Raw genomic sequence first — 14,909 nt, 5'->3', positions numbered from 1 at the left:
CTCCTAGGAGCCCGGCCGCGTGAGCGGACGGATCAGAAGTCCATGCCGCCCATGCCGCCGTCGCCACCCGGCATCGGCTGGTTCTTCTCCGGCTTGTCCGCGACGACTGCCTCGGTCGTCAGGAAGAGCGCTGCGATGGACGCAGCGTTCTGCAGCGCGGAGCGCGTGACCTTGACCGGGTCGTTGACGCCTGCGGCGAGCAGGTCCTCGTAGACGCCGGTCGCGGCGTTCAGGCCGTGGCCCGAGGGGAGGTTGCGGACCTTCTCGGCCACGACGCCACCCTCGAGACCGGCGTTGATCGCGATCTGCTTGAGCGGGGCGTCGATCGCGGCGCGCACGATCTGCGCGCCGGTCGCCTCGTCGCCGACCAGGTCGGTGATCGCAGCGGTCTCGAACGCGACGGCGCCGGCCTGGATGAGAGCCACGCCACCACCGGCGACGATGCCCTCCTCGACGGCAGCCTTCGCGTTGCGGACGGCGTCCTCGATGCGGTGCTTGCGCTCCTTGAGCTCCACCTCGGTCGCGGCGCCGGCCTTGATGACAGCGACACCACCGGCGAGCTTGGCGAGGCGCTCCTGGAGCTTCTCGCGGTCGTAGTCGGAGTCCGACTTCTCGATCTCGGAACGGATCTGGTTCACGCGACCTGCGATGAGGTCGGCGTCGCCGGCACCCTCGACGATCGTGGTCTCGTCCTTGGTGACGACGACCTTGCGAGCCTGGCCGAGCAGGTCGAGGGTCGCGGTCTCCAGCTTGAGGCCGACCGTCTCGGAGATGACCTGGCCACCCGTGAGGATCGCGATGTCCTGCAGCATGGCCTTGCGGCGGTCGCCGAAGCCCGGAGCCTTGACGGCGACGGACTTGAAGGTGCCACGGATCTTGTTCAGCACGAGGGTGGCCAGGGCCTCGCCCTCGACGTCCTCGGCGATGATGAGGAGGCTGCGGCCGGCCTTCATGACCTGGTCGAGCAGCGGCAGCAGGTCCTTGACGTTCGAGATCTTCGACTCGACGATCAGGACGTACGGGTCCTCGAGGACCGCTTCCTGACGCTCGGGGTCGGTCTCGAAGTAGCGGGCCAGGAAGCCCTTGTCGAAACGCATGCCCTCGGTGAGCTCGAGCTCGAGGCCGAACGTGTTCGACTCCTCGACGGTGATGACGCCTTCCTTGCCCACCTTGTCGAGGGCCTCGGCGATGAGCTCGCCGATCGCGGGGTCACCGGCCGAGATCGCGGCCGTGGCGGCGATCTCTTCCTTGGTCTCGATGTCCTTGGCGGCGACGAGCAGCTGGGCCGTCACGGCCTCGACAGCCTTCTCGATGCCGCGCTTGAGGGCGATCGGGTTGGACCCGGCCGCGACGTTGCGCAGGCCCTCGCGCACGAGCGCCTGGGCGAGCACGGTCGCGGTGGTGGTGCCGTCACCCGCGACGTCGTCGGTCTTCTTGGCGACCTCCTTGACGAGCTCCGCACCGATCTTCTCGTACGGGTCGTCGAGCTCGATCTCCTTGGCGATGCTCACACCATCGTTGGTGATGGTGGGCGCGCCCCACTTCTTGTCGAGGACGACGTTGCGGCCCTTGGGGCCGAGCGTGACCTTCACGGTGTCGGCGAGGACGTTGAGCCCGCGCTCCATCCCGCGACGTGCCTCCTCGTTGAAGGCGATGATCTTTGCCATGGGGATTGATCCTCCGCTGGTGGCGTGTGACGGTCGGTCGGCGCCCGCGACGGACGGCTCGCGCACGACGACGTTCCTGTCACGCCGACTCGCGGGCCTCACCTGACGACCAGAGAAAACTGTCACTCTCATGACGAGAGTGCTAACGCCATTATTGGCACTCTGCCGGTGCGAGTGCAAGGCCGTTCGGTCGCTATCGCCCCCAGCGGAACGACGCACGTCCGGCTCGTCCTAGGATGCCCAGTGTGAGTTTCGCGACAAAGAGGTGGCGACTGGCGGTGCTGGGAGCGGCGATCGCCCCCGTCGTGGTGCTCGTGACGGCCGGAGCCACCCCGTCCCCGCAGCCGACCGACGTCCGGATCGACCTGTACCAGGACGGCGTCGCGACCGCAGGTCCCGGCACCCTCCTGCGGCTTCCCGCGGGCATGGACGCCACCTACCTCGAGGGCAGCAGGGTCCTCGACCCCGCAGCCCTCGACCCCGCCTGGCTCACCGCCGGCATCGACCCCGCCGACGGCGAGGTGAACCGGCTCAGCCAGGTCGCGGGCTCCCCCGTGACCGCCGGCTCGCTGCTCGACGCCGCGGGCGCCGAGCGCGCCGCGGCCTCCTCCAGGGCGTGGCTCGCCGACGGCCGGGTCCCGGGCGCCGGCACCCGCTTCGCGGGGCTCGGCGAGGACGCCCTGCTCGACCTGCACGCCCTGACGCTCGAGAACGGTGCCTCGCTCGCCGCCGCGTCCCCGCGCTGGCGCTTCGTGTGGCCGCGCGACTCGTCGTTCACCGCGGCCGCGTACGCGCGGACCGGCCACGTCGACGACGCCTTGCGCGTGCTCGACTTCCTGCGCTCGGTCCAGGAGCCCGACGGCTCGTTCCACGCCCGCTACCTCCCCGACGCCTCCGGGGTCCCCGACGACCGCGGGATCCAGTCGGACGGGAACGGGTGGGCCCTGTGGTCGGCCTGGACCGTGCTCGACGAGATCGAGGACCCCGAGGACCGGGCGGACGCGCGCGAGCGCCTCGCCCCGCTCGTCGACGCCTCGACCGCGCACGTGCTCGCCCTGGTCGACGACGACACCGGCCTGCCTCCCCCGTCGAGCGACTACTGGGAGGTGCACCCGACCGACCTGACCCTCGGGACCGCCGCGCCCCTGCTCGCCGGGCTCGAGGGGGCCATGGCGTTCTACCGCGACGGCGAGCAGTGGGACCGTGCGGCCGACGCGGCGAGCGCGGCGGTGCGCCTGCGGACCGCGATCGAGGACCGGTTCGGTTCCCAGGGCTACCCGCGCGCCGTGTCGGGCGGGGCGCAGGACGCCGCGACCACGTTCACGCTCCCCCCGTTCCAGCCCACGGCGCTCAGCGGGGCCGAGGACGCCTGGCGCTCCTCGGTCATGTCGATGCTCCGGCCGGCCGGGGGCGTGGCTCCGGGGGCAGGGTGGCGCACCGACGGCGTCTCCTGGACGCCCCAGACCGCGCTGTTCGCCCTCGCGGGCGCCTCGATCGGCGAGGACGAGGCCGCCGAGAGCTGGCTCGACTGGCTCGCGGCGCACCGGACGGCCTCCGGCGCGATCCCCGAGAAGGTCCTCGCCGACGGCTCCCCCGCGGCGGTCGCACCGCTCACGTGGAGCTCGTCGCTCGTGGTGCTGACCCTGATCGAGCTCGAGGACCGGCGCATCGAGGCGGCTGAAGCGCTGGCTCCCTGAACCGGGCCACGTCCGGCCGCGAGGCGTGCGCGCTCACCCGCCCCGGTGGCCCCTGCCGTCAGGGCGCCAGGGCCGGCAGGTGCGGGACGTCGAACTCCCGGCGCAGGACGCGCTGGGCCGCGTACCAACCGCCGAGCCCGTGGACACCGGGTCCCGGCGGGGTCGAGGCCGAGCAGAGGTAGACCCCGTCGAGACCCGTCGCGTACGGGTCGAGGCGCGCGGTCGGGCGCGCGAGGACGCGCCACATGCTGACGGCCCCCGCCGCGATGTCCCCGCCCACGTAGTTGGCGTTGTGCTCGCTCATGCGCGCCGCGGGCACGCACCGCGAGGTCACGACGACGTCGCGGAAGCCGGGGGCGAAGCGTTCGATCTGGGCGGTGATCGCCTCGGTGACGTCGAGCGTGGACCCGGCCGGGACGTGTGCGTACGTCCACAGCGGTCGCAGGTCGCCGACCCTCCGTGAGGGATCGACGACGCTCGGGTCGCTCACGAGGACCATGGGCCGCTCGGCGTGGCGGCCGGCCTCGACCGCGGCCTCCGCGGCGGCCATCTCGGCGCGTGTGCCGCCCACGTGAACGGTCCCGGCGAGCCCGACCTGGACGTTCTGCCACGGCACAGGACCACGCAGCACGAAGTCGACCTTGGCGGCCGCGTTGCCGTAGGGGAACGCCGTGAGCGCCCTGGCGGCGCGTCCGGTGAGACGGGAACCGAACACCTCGACCACGGTGCGGGGCGTCGTGTCGAAGATGACGGCCCGGGCCGGGGGAAGGTCCGACTCCGAGCGCACGGGATGATCGGTGACCACCTCGCCGCCGTGCGCCTCCAGGTCCGCGACCAGTGCGGTCACGATCGCCCCCGAGCCGCCGCGAGGGACCGGCCAGCCGCCCTCGGTGTGCGCGAGCGACGCGAGCAGCATCGCGACCCCTGCCGAGGCCAGCGACGGCATGGGCGCGATCCCGTGCGCCGCGACCCCTGTGAAGAGTGCGGGCGCGACGTCCCCCACGAAGCGCCGGTCCCAGGCCCGGGTGCCCTGCTCGAGCACACCGAGGCCGAACCGGGCCGCGGTCGGCACCCCACGTGGGAGGAGCCCCGCGGGGATGCTCCGCTTGTCGCCCAGAGCGGTCGCGACCGCATGTCCCGTGTTCCGGGACAGCGAGCCGACGAGCGAACGCCATGCGGCGCCGTCGACACCCAGCCCGTCGACCGTCCGGTCGAGGTCGCGGTAGGCGATCCCCGCGCGACCGCCCGGCAGCGGCTGGGCGTACGAGACGTCGGGGACGAGCAGCTCGACGCCGCGCGAGGGCAGGTCGAACGCCTGGAAGAACGGCGATGCCCACGCCATGGGGTGCACGGCGGAACAGATGTCGTGGACCATGCCGTCGGCCAGACCCAGGTCCAGGGTGCGGGACCCGCCCCCGACCGTGGGCTGCGCCTCCAGGACCCTGACGGACAGGCCCGCCCTGGCGCACGTCACCGCCGCGGCGAGGCCGTTCGGCCCGGATCCGACGACGACGACGTCCACCTCGGTCAGGTGCCGCGCCGGGGTCACGGCGTTCAGAGCGGGCGCACCTGTTCGGCCTGCGGGCCCTTCTGGCCCTGCCCCGGCTCGTACTCGACGGCCTGCCCCTCGTCGAGGGTGCGGTAGCCGTCGTTCTGGATCGCGCTGAAGTGGACGAAGAGGTCCTGACCGCCCGAGTCGGGGGTGATGAACCCGAACCCCTTCTCGGCGTTGAACCACTTGACGGTGCCCTGGGCCATGGAACGTCTCCTCGCGTGCGGCGCATGCGTGCCGCGGGTCGCCCGCGGGCGACCACCGCCCTCGGTGCCTCCGAGCCTAGCCCGCGTGGTGCGCTCCGTCACCGGTGCGCGCGATGCGGCCCCTGCGAGGACGCGCAGGAAGGGGGACGGCGACCGCCGGTGGCGAGGTGGTCGGTCACCCGGCGGGACGATGCCGTGGACCCGCGCGCGACGGATCCGCGACGTCTCAGGGGGCGACCGTCAGCGCTGACTTCACGATCACGAGGACGTCGCCCTCACGGACGTCCACCTGCGTGACCTGCTCCGCCGGGATGCCCAGGACCGCGGCGACCGCCATCGCCGTCTCCTTGCGGTCCGCGGCGTACCAGATCGAGTTGGCCGTGACGCCCGAGTCGCCGGGGTAGGCCGCGAACTCGACCTTGGTGAACCCCTTGGCGTCCAGGGCCCCCTTGCCGACGCGGGACTCGCCCTCGGGCCCCTTGTCGTTGAGGACGCGGACGAACGCTCCCTTGTCGGCTGCTGCCAGCAGGGCGTCGATGTCGGTCGCGGGGTCCGCGGGCGGCTCCTCCTCGACCGGGGTCTCCTCGGTCACCGGTTCCTCCTCGACCGGGGTCTCCTCGGTCGACGGGTCCCCGGCTGCAGGGTCCTCGGCGGGGACCGACGCTGCCGGTGGCTTCGCGTCGGCCTCGGGCGTCCCTCCGCCGAACCCGCCGGAGACCGCGTAGACGCCGCCGATCCCGACCACGGCGAAGATCCCGGCGACGAGCAGGAACGGCCACGTCTTGCTCCACGTGCTCCGCGGAGCGCGGTACACCCCGACGGGCGCGCCCTCGGGCGCGGGGACGTCGAACTCGTCGGGCGCGTAGGGGTAATCGCTCTTGCTCACGCCGACAGGGTAGCCCGTCTCGCCCGGCAGGTTAAACGTCGCCGAGTCGGCGGGCGGAGCGGGCGCGCTGACGCGTGGAGCGCATCCGGCGCAGACGCTTGACGAGCATGGGGTCGTGAGCGAGAGCCTCAGGGGAGTCGATCAGGGCGTTGAGCGCCTGGTAATAACGCGTCGCCGTCATGTCGAAGAGCTCGCGGACCGCCTGCTCCTTGGCGCCCGCGTACTTCCACCACTGACGCTCGAACGCGAGGATCTGCTGGTCGCGCTCGGAGAGGCCGGAACCGGTCCCCGTCTCCGTCCCGGCCTCGTCCAGGGATGCGGCGACGAGGTGCTCCGTGTCGGCGAACGCTTCGCTCATGGGCAGTTCCTCACTCGTCGGGGCGTCCGGCACCGGCGAGCGGCGGGGACCTGGGCACCTCCAGCCTACGCGCGAACGACAGGGGTGTCATTCAACGGCTCGCGTACTCTCGCCGCGTGAACAGCTCCGCGACGCCCGCCCCTGCCGACTCCCTCGACAACCCCTCGGCCGCCGTCCCGCAACGGCCGCTCGCCGAGATCATGGCCCCCGACTGGGCGGCCGCCCTGGCCCCCGTCGAGCCGCAGCTGCGCGCCGTGGGCGACTTCCTCCGCGCGGAGACCGCGGCCGGGCGCCCGTACCAGCCTGCGCCGGCGGACATCCTGCGGGCCTTCCAGCGACCGCTCGCCGACGTGCGCGTCCTGATCGTCGGTCAGGACCCCTACCCCACGCCCGGCCACGCCATGGGCCTGTCGTTCTCCGTCCAGCCCCACGTGCGTCCCGTGCCGCGCTCGCTCCAGAACATCTACGCCGAGATGGCGACCGACCTGGGCTCCACGACGCCCGCGCACGGCGACCTGTCCGCATGGAGCGACCAGGGCGTCATGCTGCTCAACAGGGTCCTGACGGTTGGCGACGGTGACGCCGGCTCCCACCGTCGCAAGGGCTGGGAGCCAGTCACCGAGGCCGCGATCCGCGCGCTCGTGGCGCGCGACCGCCCGCTCGTCGCGATCCTCTGGGGACGCGACGCCGCGACGCTCAAGCCACTCCTGGGCAGCACGCCCGTGGTCGAGAGCGCGCACCCCAGCCCGCTCTCGGCCCGCCGCGGCTTCTTCGGGTCCCGGCCGTTCTCGCGCGTCAACGAGCTGCTCGTCGCCCAGGGCGCGGCGCCCGTCGACTGGACGCTGCCTGCGGCCTGAGGTGCGGCACCTGACCGGGCGGGTGGCGCCGTCGGGCAGGAAAGTCACGCGACGCACGGCGCCCGTTGTCACACAATGGACCGGTGACCACCTCGCACCCGGACGATGAGAACACGCCCCGATGGGCCAGCTACGTCGCGATCGGCGACTCGTTCACGGAAGGACTCTGGGACCCCTACCCGAACGACCCGGACCGCCAGCGCGGCTGGGCCGACCTCCTCGCAGGGCACCTGTCGACGCGACGCAGCGCCGCGGGCCAGGCCCCGCTCCAGTACGCCAACCTCGCGATCCGCGGTCGGCTCCTGCGCTCGATCCTGACCGAGCAGGTGCCGGCCGCGATCGCGCTCAAGCCCGACCTGGTGAGCCTCATCGGTGGCGGCAACGACATCCTGCGCCCTGCGGCCGACATCGACCGTCTGGCCCGCAACCTCGAGCACGCGGTGGCCCGGCTGCGCGCCGAGGGCATCGACGTCCTCCTGGGCACGGGCTTCGACACGTCGGGGTCACCCCTCGTGGGGCTCACGCGCGGCCGGGTGGGCGTCTACAACACCCACATCTGGTCGATCGCGCGCCGCCACGGCGCGCACGTCCTGGACCTGTGGGGCATGGCGTCGCTCCACGACTGGCGCATGTGGTCCGAGGACCGCATCCACCTGACCCCGGACGGGCACCGTCGCGTCGCGCAGGCCGCGCTCGTGGGCCTGGGCCAGGCGCCCGACGACGCCGCGTGGGACGACCCGTTGTCTCCCCTCCCGCCGGTCCCGCTCCTCGACCGGGCCCGGCAGAACGCCGAGTGGGTGCGGGTGCACGTGTACCCGTGGGCGACGCGGCGGCTCCGGGGTCAGTCCTCGGGCGACCTGCGCGAGCCCAAGGTGCCCGTGCTGACGCCCGTGCAGTCGCAGTAGAGGCACCCCGGGACAGCACCTGCTCGGACATGACGAAGGCCGGCGCCTCGCAGCACGTGCTGCGAGGCGCCGGCCTTCGTCGTTCCTGACGGAGCCGCCTGTCGGGTTCGAACCGACGACCTTTCGCTTACAAGGCGAGTGCTCTACCAGCTGAGCTAAGGCGGCACGCCACCCGCGGGCAGCGGCACCCTGAGGTGCGCGAACAGCCTACCGGGTGTCGGGCGCGCGGCCGTCGTCCGTCCCCTCAGGGCCACGACGACGGCCGCTCGCTCGGCGGGGCGGGGTCAGCCCTTGGCTGCCTCGACCGCGGCCTGGAGCGCCGTCGGGTCGCTCCAGTTGCCGTCCCAGCGCTCACCGTTGATCGTGATGGTCGGCGTGCCGAAGCCACCGCTCTGCGGGTTGGCGAGGTCCGGGTTCTGCGTCGCGAGGTTGGTCGCGCCCTCGACCCAGTCGCCGAACTCGTCGACCGCGTCCCCCGCGGCGATCTTGTCGGCCACGTCGGCCGGGACGCCCGCGGTCTTGGCGATCTCGGCGATCTGCTGGTCGGTCAGCGTCTCCTTGTTCTCCTCGGGCTGATTGACGAACATCGCCGAGTTGAACGCGTTGAGCTGCTCGGGAGCGTGCTCGGCGATGTAGGCGGCGGCAGCGGCCGAGCGCGTCGAGAACTGCTGGGCGTTGGCCATGCGGTCGAGGATCGCCACGGGGTGCAGCACGACGTTCACGTCGCCGGCCTCGCGCAGCTGGTCGAGCGAGGCGCCGTTGATCTCCTCGAACTGCCCGCAGATGGGGCACATGTAGTCGAAGTACACGCCGACGTCGACCGCGCCGTCGGTGCTGGTGCCGGCGACGCCGTCGGCGCCGAGGGAGATGCCGGCCGTGTCGGTCGCCGTGCCGGGTGCGGTGACGCCGGTGAGCGGCTCGGTCACGCGAGCCTCCTTCTGGTTCATCGCGGGGATGAACACCCAGAGGAAGGCGCCGATGAGGACCGCGAGGCCGCCCACGAGGGCGCCGATCGTGATCGCTCGGTTGCGCTTGTCGCGCTTGGCCTGTGCCTCGCGCAGCGCGAGGGCCTCGGCACGGGCCGCGTCGCGGCGGTCGGCCTTGGTCTGACGGGGTTCGTTCGTCGACATGAGAGTCCTTGGAAGTCGTTCGGGGCGCGGCGTCCCGGAAGGGGCCGCGCAGGTCGCGGGAAGGCGGTCCGTGCCGCGCACCGGGGTGCGGGTGGCACCGGGGCGCGCGGCGGTGACGAGTCGGGTGACGAGTCGTCAGGCGGCCGCGAGCGCGGTCGGCGGCCCGCGCAATGAGCGCACCGCGGCGAGCGCGAGATGGTGCAGGACCTTGGTGGCCGAGCGGACGACCTGGCGGCACGCGTCGGCGACAGGGGCGAGCGGGCGGTGCAGCAGCGCGGCGAGGCTCCGGGGGCGCAGGACGCCGACGAGCCGGTCACGGACGCGCAGGGCGACGGCGGCGAGGCCGCAGCCCGCGAGCAGGAGCGCGAGGTGCGCCAGCAGCACGGGCAGGGCGAGCACGCCGACGACCGTGACGACCCGCGCGGGGTCTCCCCCCAGGGCGGCGGTCCCGGCCGGGCACTCGGCGGTCTCTCGCAGGAGGGCCAGGTGGACCCCGGCGACGCCCCAGCCTCCGGGCGCCGGCAGGCACTGGTGGACGACGCTGAAGCCGCGGTCCGCGAGGAGGGACAGGGTCCCGACGACGAGCAGGAACCCGGCGACGACGAGCGAGGTCACGGCGGAGAACCGGCGGACCGAGGCCTCCGCGGAGGTCCCTCGGACGGACCGCGCGCGCACGACCGCACGGACCGCAGCGCGTGGCGCGGTCTCGTTCGGGGGCGTTCCGGGCGAGGCACCGTGTGGTGCGCCCGGTGCGGACGTCCTGGTCACGGGGTCAGCGTACTCGGACAGTCTGGGAGTTTCCGGTGAAGCCGCAGGATCAGATGCTCGGGGGTGGTCCGGGGAACGGCGCCCACTCGATGGGCGCTCCGTCGCCGAGCGAGAAGAGCACGATCGCGGCGAGCGCGAGGCCCACCACGACGAGGACGATCGCCCCCACCCTCCCCGGCGCGACGTGCACGAGGGTCGTGCGCGCCCCGAAGCGCGTCAGCGCGGAGAGCGGGCCGAACCACGCGAGAAGCACCGCGACCGCCATCGCGAGGCACAGGACCACGGTGAAGACCCAGTCCTCGTTCGCCCCGCCCGCGGACCGCGCCTCGACCGTCTGCTGGGGGGCGAGGACGACCATCCCGGGTGCGAGCATCCACCACGCCCCGACTGCGACGAGCAGACCTCCGCACCCGGCGACGAGCAGCGACGGCAACGCACCGACGGCGGCCCGCAGCGCGTACCAGGGCACCGAGACCGCGACCCGGACGCCGTCGCTGCGCTGGACGCCCTTGCGCTCGCGGTGCGCGTGGAACGAGTCGGCGGCCACGCCCACGACGCGCGCGGCGACCACGAGCAGGCACAGGAGCACGAACGCGACCCCGGGGTGACTGCCCGCGAGCAGGACGAGCGGGAGCCCGAGCGCGAGCAGGGTCCCGCTCCGGTGCCGGTGGGACGGGCGGGCGTACCCATCGGCGGGCGCTGCCACGACGGGCTGGCCGAACGCGTCGAACAGCGGGTCCCGCCCGGGCGGCGTGGCGACCTGCCCCGGGGCTGGCTGCCCGCGATCAGCACGAGCGGTGGCCCCGGCGGGTCGGCCCGGCTGCGGCGGGTAGGGAGTCGTCGCGGGCGGGGGCACGGCGTACCCGGGCGGAGGGACCGGGGCCCGCCCTGGCGCTGCCGCGGGGACGGGGCCCTGGAGCTGGACCGGGGAGACGCGCGGGACCACCGAGGGCGGCGGCTGCTGCGGCGCCGGCACCGGTGCCCCCGGCGGGACCGCGGGCATCGCGACCGTCCGCCCGTCGTTGGCGAGGACCTGGGTCGCCGCGAGCGGCGGGATCGAGGGAGCACCGGGGACCGGGACCGCCGAACGGGTCGCGGACACCACGCTCGTCGGCATGACGTCGACGGCCGACGCGGGGAGCGCCACGGTGGCCGCAGCACCCGCACCTGCACCTGCGCCTGCACCCGCGAGCCGCGTCGCGGCGGGGACCGTCGGGGTGCTGGCCGCCGCGCTGCCCGCGGCCGCGAGCGTCGCAGCGAGGGCCCCGGCCGCCGCTGCGCCGACCCCCTGCCCGCTGAAGGTGGGCGGGACGATCGCGGTCGCTCCCGTGGCGGGCGACGCCGTCGGGCCGTCCCCCTCGTCCGCGACGCGGCGGAGGACCTCGGCGACCTCCGACGGCCCCAGGCGCCGCGCCGGGTCGGCCCGGAGCGCCGCCGCGAGCACAGCCGCGGTCCGCGGGCCGAGCCCCGCCAGGTCGGCCTCGCCCGTGCGGGCACGTGCCAGGACCGTCTCGACCGGGCGCATGCCGAACGGCGGGCGGCCCGTGGCGGCGAAGGCCAGCACGGCCGACCATCCCCACCAGTCGCTGTTGACGCTCGGCGCGGCCCCTTCGAGGAGCTCGGGGGCCAGGTAGCCGGGCGTGCCCATGACCAGGCCCGTCGACGTCGCACGGGCCTCGTCGAGGCCGTGCGCGATCCCGAAGTCGATCAGCACCGGCCCGTTCTGGGTCACCAGGACGTTGCTCGGCTTGAGGTCGCGGTGCACCACGCCCGCGCTGTGGACGGCCTCGAGCGCCTCGGCGAGCTGGTCCGCGAGCTCGAACAGGTCGCGCGCGTCGAGCGGTCCCCCCGTCGCGATCTCCTCCTCGAGGTTGGGGCCGTCGACGAGCTCGGTGACGATGAAGGCGTCCGAGCCGTCGAGCTCGACGTCGAGGATCTGCGCGACCGCCGGGTGCCGCAGCCGTTGGAGCGCGACGGCCTCGCGGCGCAGGCGGTCCCGGCCCTGGGCGTCGACGTCGAGATGGGCGTGCAGGAACTTCATCGCGACGAGGTTCCCGCCGCCGTCCTCGGCCTCGTAGACCGCGCCCATGGCGCCGGCACCGAGCCGCGCGAGGATGCGGTAGCCCCCGACCTCGCTGCCCGCCGGCAGCCCGCCACGGCGCGCGGTGCCGTTGCTCCGCGCCGGGTCGACAGATCTGCTGCTGGCCTCCTCCATGGTGTCAAGGTATCGACAAAACGCGTCCGTGCCCTGCGCTCCCGTGAGCAGGTGAGACGCGGCACCGATAACCTGGGTGGAGATTCACGGACGTCCAACCGAATATCAAGGAGATCTCCATTGACTGGCAAAGACGGCTACGACCTCGTCGTGGTGTCCAACCGGCTCCCGGTCGACTTCACGGTCGACCACGAGGGACGCGTCGACTGGAAGCGCTCCCCCGGAGGACTCGTCACGGCTCTCGAGCCCGTCATGCAGAAGTCGGACGGTGCCTGGGTGGGCTGGTCCGGCGCGCCTGACCTCGAGGTCGAGCCCTTCGACGCGGACGACATGCGGCTCGTGCCCGTGACGCTCTCCGCGACCGAGATCGAGCGCTACTACGAGGGCTTCTCGAACGACACGCTGTGGCCGCTCTACCACGACGTGATCGCTCCCCCGGCGTTCCACCGGCAGTGGTGGGACGCCTACCGGCGCGTCAACCAGCGCTTCGCCGACGCCGCGGCGGCCCAGGCCGACCACGGTGCGACCGTCTGGGTGCACGACTACCAGCTCCAGCTCGTGCCCCGCATGCTGCGCGAGCAGCGACCCGACCTGCGGATCGGCTTCTTCAACCACATCCCCTTCCCCCCGCTCGAGCTGTTCCAGCAGCTCCCGTGGCGCCGCCAGGTCATCGACGGGCTCCTGGGTGCGGACCTCATCGGTTTCCAGCGCGCGGGCGACGCGTCGAACTTCATCCGGGCCGTGCGCCGCCTGACCGGCTACACGACCCGTGGGCCCATCGTCACGACCCCCGCGACCGAGGACAGCCCCGCCCGCCACGTGCGCGCCGCGGCCTTCCCCATCTCGATCGACTCGCACACGTTCGACGAGCTCGCCCGGACCCCCGAGGTCCAGGCTCGCTCGCGCGAGATCCGCGCCGACCTGGGCGACCCCGAGGTCATGATGCTCGGGGTCGACCGGCTCGACTACACCAAGGGGATCCGGCACCGGATCAAGGCCTACGGCGAGATCCTCCAGGACGGGCGCATCGACGTCGAGCACGTCACGCTCGTACAGGTCGCGAGCCCCAGCCGCGAGAACGTGGGCGCCTACCAGGAGCTGCGCGAGCAGGTCGAGGGCCTCGTGGGGCGCATCAACGGCGAGTACGCGGAGATCGGCCACGCCGCGATCCACTACCTCCACCACTCGTACCCGCCCGAGGAGATGGCCGCGCTCTACCTCGCGGCCGACGTCATGCTCGTCACCTCGCTGCGCGACGGCATGAACCTCGTGGCCAAGGAGTACATCGCGGCCCGCTCGGACGACCAGGGCGTGCTCGTGCTGTCGGAGTTCACGGGCGCGGCCGACGAGCTCGCGAGCGGCGCGCTGCTCGTCAACCCGCACGACATCGACGGCATGAAGGACATCATCGTCGCCGCGGCCCACATGGACCCCCGCGAGCAGCGCAAGCGCATGCGCCGCCTGCGTCGACGCGTCCTCGCGGACGACGTCTCGAAGTGGTCCGAGTCCTTCCTCGGCGTGCTGCAGGCCATGCCGTCGCGCGACACGCCCCGCCGCCAGGAACCGGTCGAGGGGGAGGGCGCGTGACGGCGTCGGGCCCCGGGACCTCGCTCGACGGCGGGCTCGAGCGCGACCTCGCCGCGTTCGCGGCGCTCGCCCCCCGCACGCCCGACGGCGGCGCGCCGGCGGGCGGGCCCCTGCTCGTGGCGAGCGACTTCGACGGGGTGCTCGCCCCCCTGGGCGACGACCCGCTCGCGTCGCGCCCCACCCCGGCGTCGGCGGCCGCGCTCGCGCGGCTCGCGACGCTCGGCCCGGACCGCGTGCGCGTCGCGCTCGTGTCGGGCCGCCGGATCGAGGACCTCGCGCGCCTGGCCTCGCCGCCCGTGGAGGCGCTGCTCGTCGGGAGCCACGGCGCCGAGACGGGCGAGGTGCTGGCTCCCACCCCCGAGGGCGATCCGGCCGACGGTCCGGGCCTTGCCGGCGATGCCGGCGGGGCTGACGCCGCCGCCGCCGCTGGTGGGCAGAGCCAGGTCCGCGCGGACGGGACCACGGCCCGCGTCCGCCTGGTGCCCGTCGCGCTCGACGACGCCCAGACCACCCTGCTGGACCGCGTCACGCAGGGGCTCGAGGAGATCGCGGCCCCCGTCGAGGGCGCCTGGGTCGAGCACAAGCCCTCCGCCGCGGTGCTGCACACCCGCCTGTCCCCCCAGCCCGCGGCCGACGAGGCCTCGGCAGCCGCCGCGCGGCTCGGCGACGAGCTGGGCGCGCACGCCATGACGGGGAAGAACGTCGTCGAGATCGCGGTCACGAGCACCTCGAAGGGCATCGCGCTCGACGCGCTGCGCACGAGCCTGGGGTCGCCGGCGGTGCTCTACCTGGGCGACGACGTGACCGACGAGAGGGCGTTCGCCGTGCTCGGCCCGTCCGACCTCGGGATCAAGGTCGGCCCCGGTGAGACGCTCGCACGCCGGCGCGTCGCCGATCCCGCCGAGGCGGCCCGCGCACTCACGGCGCTCGCCGACCTGCTGGGAGCCTGAGGACCGTTACCCGGACGTGACCGGGGTGTGACGGAGAACTCAGCGGGCGGGGGTAGGATGCCGAGCAACGATGACGTCGGACCCCCAGGTCCCCGGGTGACCGGAATCCCTGGAGGTTCGACTTCTTCTGT

The 14,909-nt window shown here is 73.6% G+C and carries 13 protein-coding genes and 1 tRNA gene; 5 read left to right on the top strand and 9 right to left on the bottom strand.

Annotated features, from left to right (window positions below; translation table 11 throughout):
• Positions 1–32: 32 nt before the first annotated feature.
• The gene (gene groL / locus ASE27_RS02395; protein WP_056645303.1) at positions 33–1,667 is read right to left on the bottom strand and encodes a chaperonin GroEL; all 1,635 of its coding nucleotides are present in this window, start codon (positions 1,665–1,667) and stop codon (positions 33–35) included.
• 236 nt (positions 1,668–1,903) lie between these two features.
• Between groL and ASE27_RS02390 the strand changes: the two genes are divergently transcribed.
• The gene (locus ASE27_RS02390; RefSeq protein ID WP_369818975.1) at positions 1,904–3,364 is read left to right on the top strand and encodes a glycoside hydrolase family 15; all 1,461 of its coding nucleotides are present in this window, start codon (positions 1,904–1,906) and stop codon (positions 3,362–3,364) included.
• A gap of 58 nt (positions 3,365–3,422) precedes the next feature.
• Here the strand turns inward: ASE27_RS02390 and ASE27_RS02385 are convergent, their stop codons facing one another.
• The 4 genes from ASE27_RS02385 to ASE27_RS02370 form a co-directional block, all read right to left on the bottom strand.
• On the bottom strand, positions 3,423–4,913 hold the full coding sequence (locus tag ASE27_RS02385; RefSeq protein ID WP_235534061.1) for an NAD(P)/FAD-dependent oxidoreductase: 1,491 nt from the start codon (positions 4,911–4,913) through the stop codon (positions 3,423–3,425).
• 5 nt (positions 4,914–4,918) lie between these two features.
• Positions 4,919–5,122 (bottom strand): cold-shock protein, encoded by a 204-nt coding sequence (locus ASE27_RS02380; protein WP_056645298.1) that lies wholly within the window; start codon positions 5,120–5,122, stop codon positions 4,919–4,921.
• 226 nt (positions 5,123–5,348) lie between these two features.
• Complete coding sequence (locus tag ASE27_RS02375) at positions 5,349–6,008, bottom strand: LytR C-terminal domain-containing protein (RefSeq protein WP_056645295.1); 660 nt, start codon at positions 6,006–6,008, stop codon at positions 5,349–5,351.
• 31 nt (positions 6,009–6,039) lie between these two features.
• The gene (locus ASE27_RS02370) at positions 6,040–6,366 is read right to left on the bottom strand and encodes a DUF3263 domain-containing protein (protein ID WP_056645292.1); all 327 of its coding nucleotides are present in this window, start codon (positions 6,364–6,366) and stop codon (positions 6,040–6,042) included.
• Between the two features lie 116 nt (positions 6,367–6,482).
• Here ASE27_RS02370 and ASE27_RS02365 point away from each other — a divergent pair, with 116 nt between their 5' ends.
• Both ASE27_RS02365 and ASE27_RS02360 read left to right on the top strand, forming a co-directional pair.
• The gene (locus ASE27_RS02365) at positions 6,483–7,223 is read left to right on the top strand and encodes a uracil-DNA glycosylase (RefSeq protein WP_255354214.1); all 741 of its coding nucleotides are present in this window, start codon (positions 6,483–6,485) and stop codon (positions 7,221–7,223) included.
• Positions 7,224–7,306: 83 nt separating this feature from the next.
• Positions 7,307–8,128: an SGNH/GDSL hydrolase family protein gene (locus ASE27_RS02360; RefSeq protein WP_056645288.1), complete on the top strand. Its 822-nt coding sequence runs from the start codon at positions 7,307–7,309 to the stop codon at positions 8,126–8,128.
• A 92-nt stretch (positions 8,129–8,220) separates the two neighbouring features.
• On the opposite strand, the gene ASE27_RS02355 is transcribed toward ASE27_RS02360, so the two are convergent.
• From ASE27_RS02355 to ASE27_RS20545, 4 genes are all read right to left on the bottom strand, one after another.
• Positions 8,221–8,293: transfer RNA gene (locus ASE27_RS02355), tRNA-Thr, on the bottom strand.
• Between the two features lie 119 nt (positions 8,294–8,412).
• Positions 8,413–9,258, bottom strand: a complete 846-nt coding sequence (locus ASE27_RS02350; RefSeq protein ID WP_056645285.1) for a DsbA family protein — start codon at positions 9,256–9,258, stop codon at positions 8,413–8,415.
• Positions 9,259–9,393: 135 nt separating this feature from the next.
• Complete coding sequence (locus tag ASE27_RS02345) at positions 9,394–10,026, bottom strand: hypothetical protein (RefSeq protein WP_157257341.1); 633 nt, start codon at positions 10,024–10,026, stop codon at positions 9,394–9,396.
• Between the two features lie 49 nt (positions 10,027–10,075).
• Positions 10,076–12,241 carry a serine/threonine-protein kinase gene (locus ASE27_RS20545; protein ID WP_056645281.1) on the bottom strand — a complete coding sequence of 722 codons (2,166 nt, stop codon included), beginning with the start codon at positions 12,239–12,241 and terminating at the stop codon, positions 10,076–10,078.
• Positions 12,242–12,361: 120 nt separating this feature from the next.
• On the opposite strand from ASE27_RS20545, the gene otsA reads away from it, so the two are divergent.
• A complete protein-coding gene (otsA, locus tag ASE27_RS02335; protein ID WP_056645278.1) occupies positions 12,362–13,828 on the top strand; it encodes an alpha,alpha-trehalose-phosphate synthase (UDP-forming) in 1,467 nt (488 codons plus the stop codon).
• Positions 13,825–14,778 (top strand): trehalose-phosphatase, encoded by a 954-nt coding sequence (locus ASE27_RS02330; protein ID WP_056645277.1) that lies wholly within the window; start codon positions 13,825–13,827, stop codon positions 14,776–14,778. Before otsA ends, ASE27_RS02330 begins: the two co-directional genes overlap by 4 nt.
• The last annotated feature ends 131 nt before the right edge of the window (positions 14,779–14,909 follow it).

Source organism: Oerskovia sp. Root918, assembly GCF_001428945.1.
GTDB classification, from domain to species: Bacteria; Actinomycetota; Actinomycetes; order Actinomycetales; family Cellulomonadaceae; genus Oerskovia; species Oerskovia enterophila.
The sequence above is the reverse complement of the archived record's forward strand: the minus strand, read 5'-3'. Positions and strand labels throughout refer to the sequence as shown.

Excerpts from the sequence above, each read along its gene's own strand:
- groL (WP_056645303.1), bottom strand. The coding sequence starts at position 1,667 with ATGGCAAAGATCATCGCCTTCAACGAGGAGGCACGTCGCGGGATGGAG.
- ASE27_RS02390 (WP_369818975.1), top strand. The coding sequence starts at position 1,904 with ATGCCCAGTGTGAGTTTCGCGACAAAGAGGTGGCGACTGGCGGTGCTG.
- ASE27_RS02380 (WP_056645298.1), bottom strand. The coding sequence starts at position 5,122 with ATGGCCCAGGGCACCGTCAAGTGGTTCAACGCCGAGAAGGGGTTCGGG.
- ASE27_RS02370 (WP_056645292.1), bottom strand. The coding sequence starts at position 6,366 with ATGAGCGAAGCGTTCGCCGACACGGAGCACCTCGTCGCCGCATCCCTG.
- ASE27_RS02350 (WP_056645285.1), bottom strand. The coding sequence starts at position 9,258 with ATGTCGACGAACGAACCCCGTCAGACCAAGGCCGACCGCCGCGACGCG.
- ASE27_RS20545 (WP_056645281.1), bottom strand. The coding sequence starts at position 12,241 with ATGGAGGAGGCCAGCAGCAGATCTGTCGACCCGGCGCGGAGCAACGGC.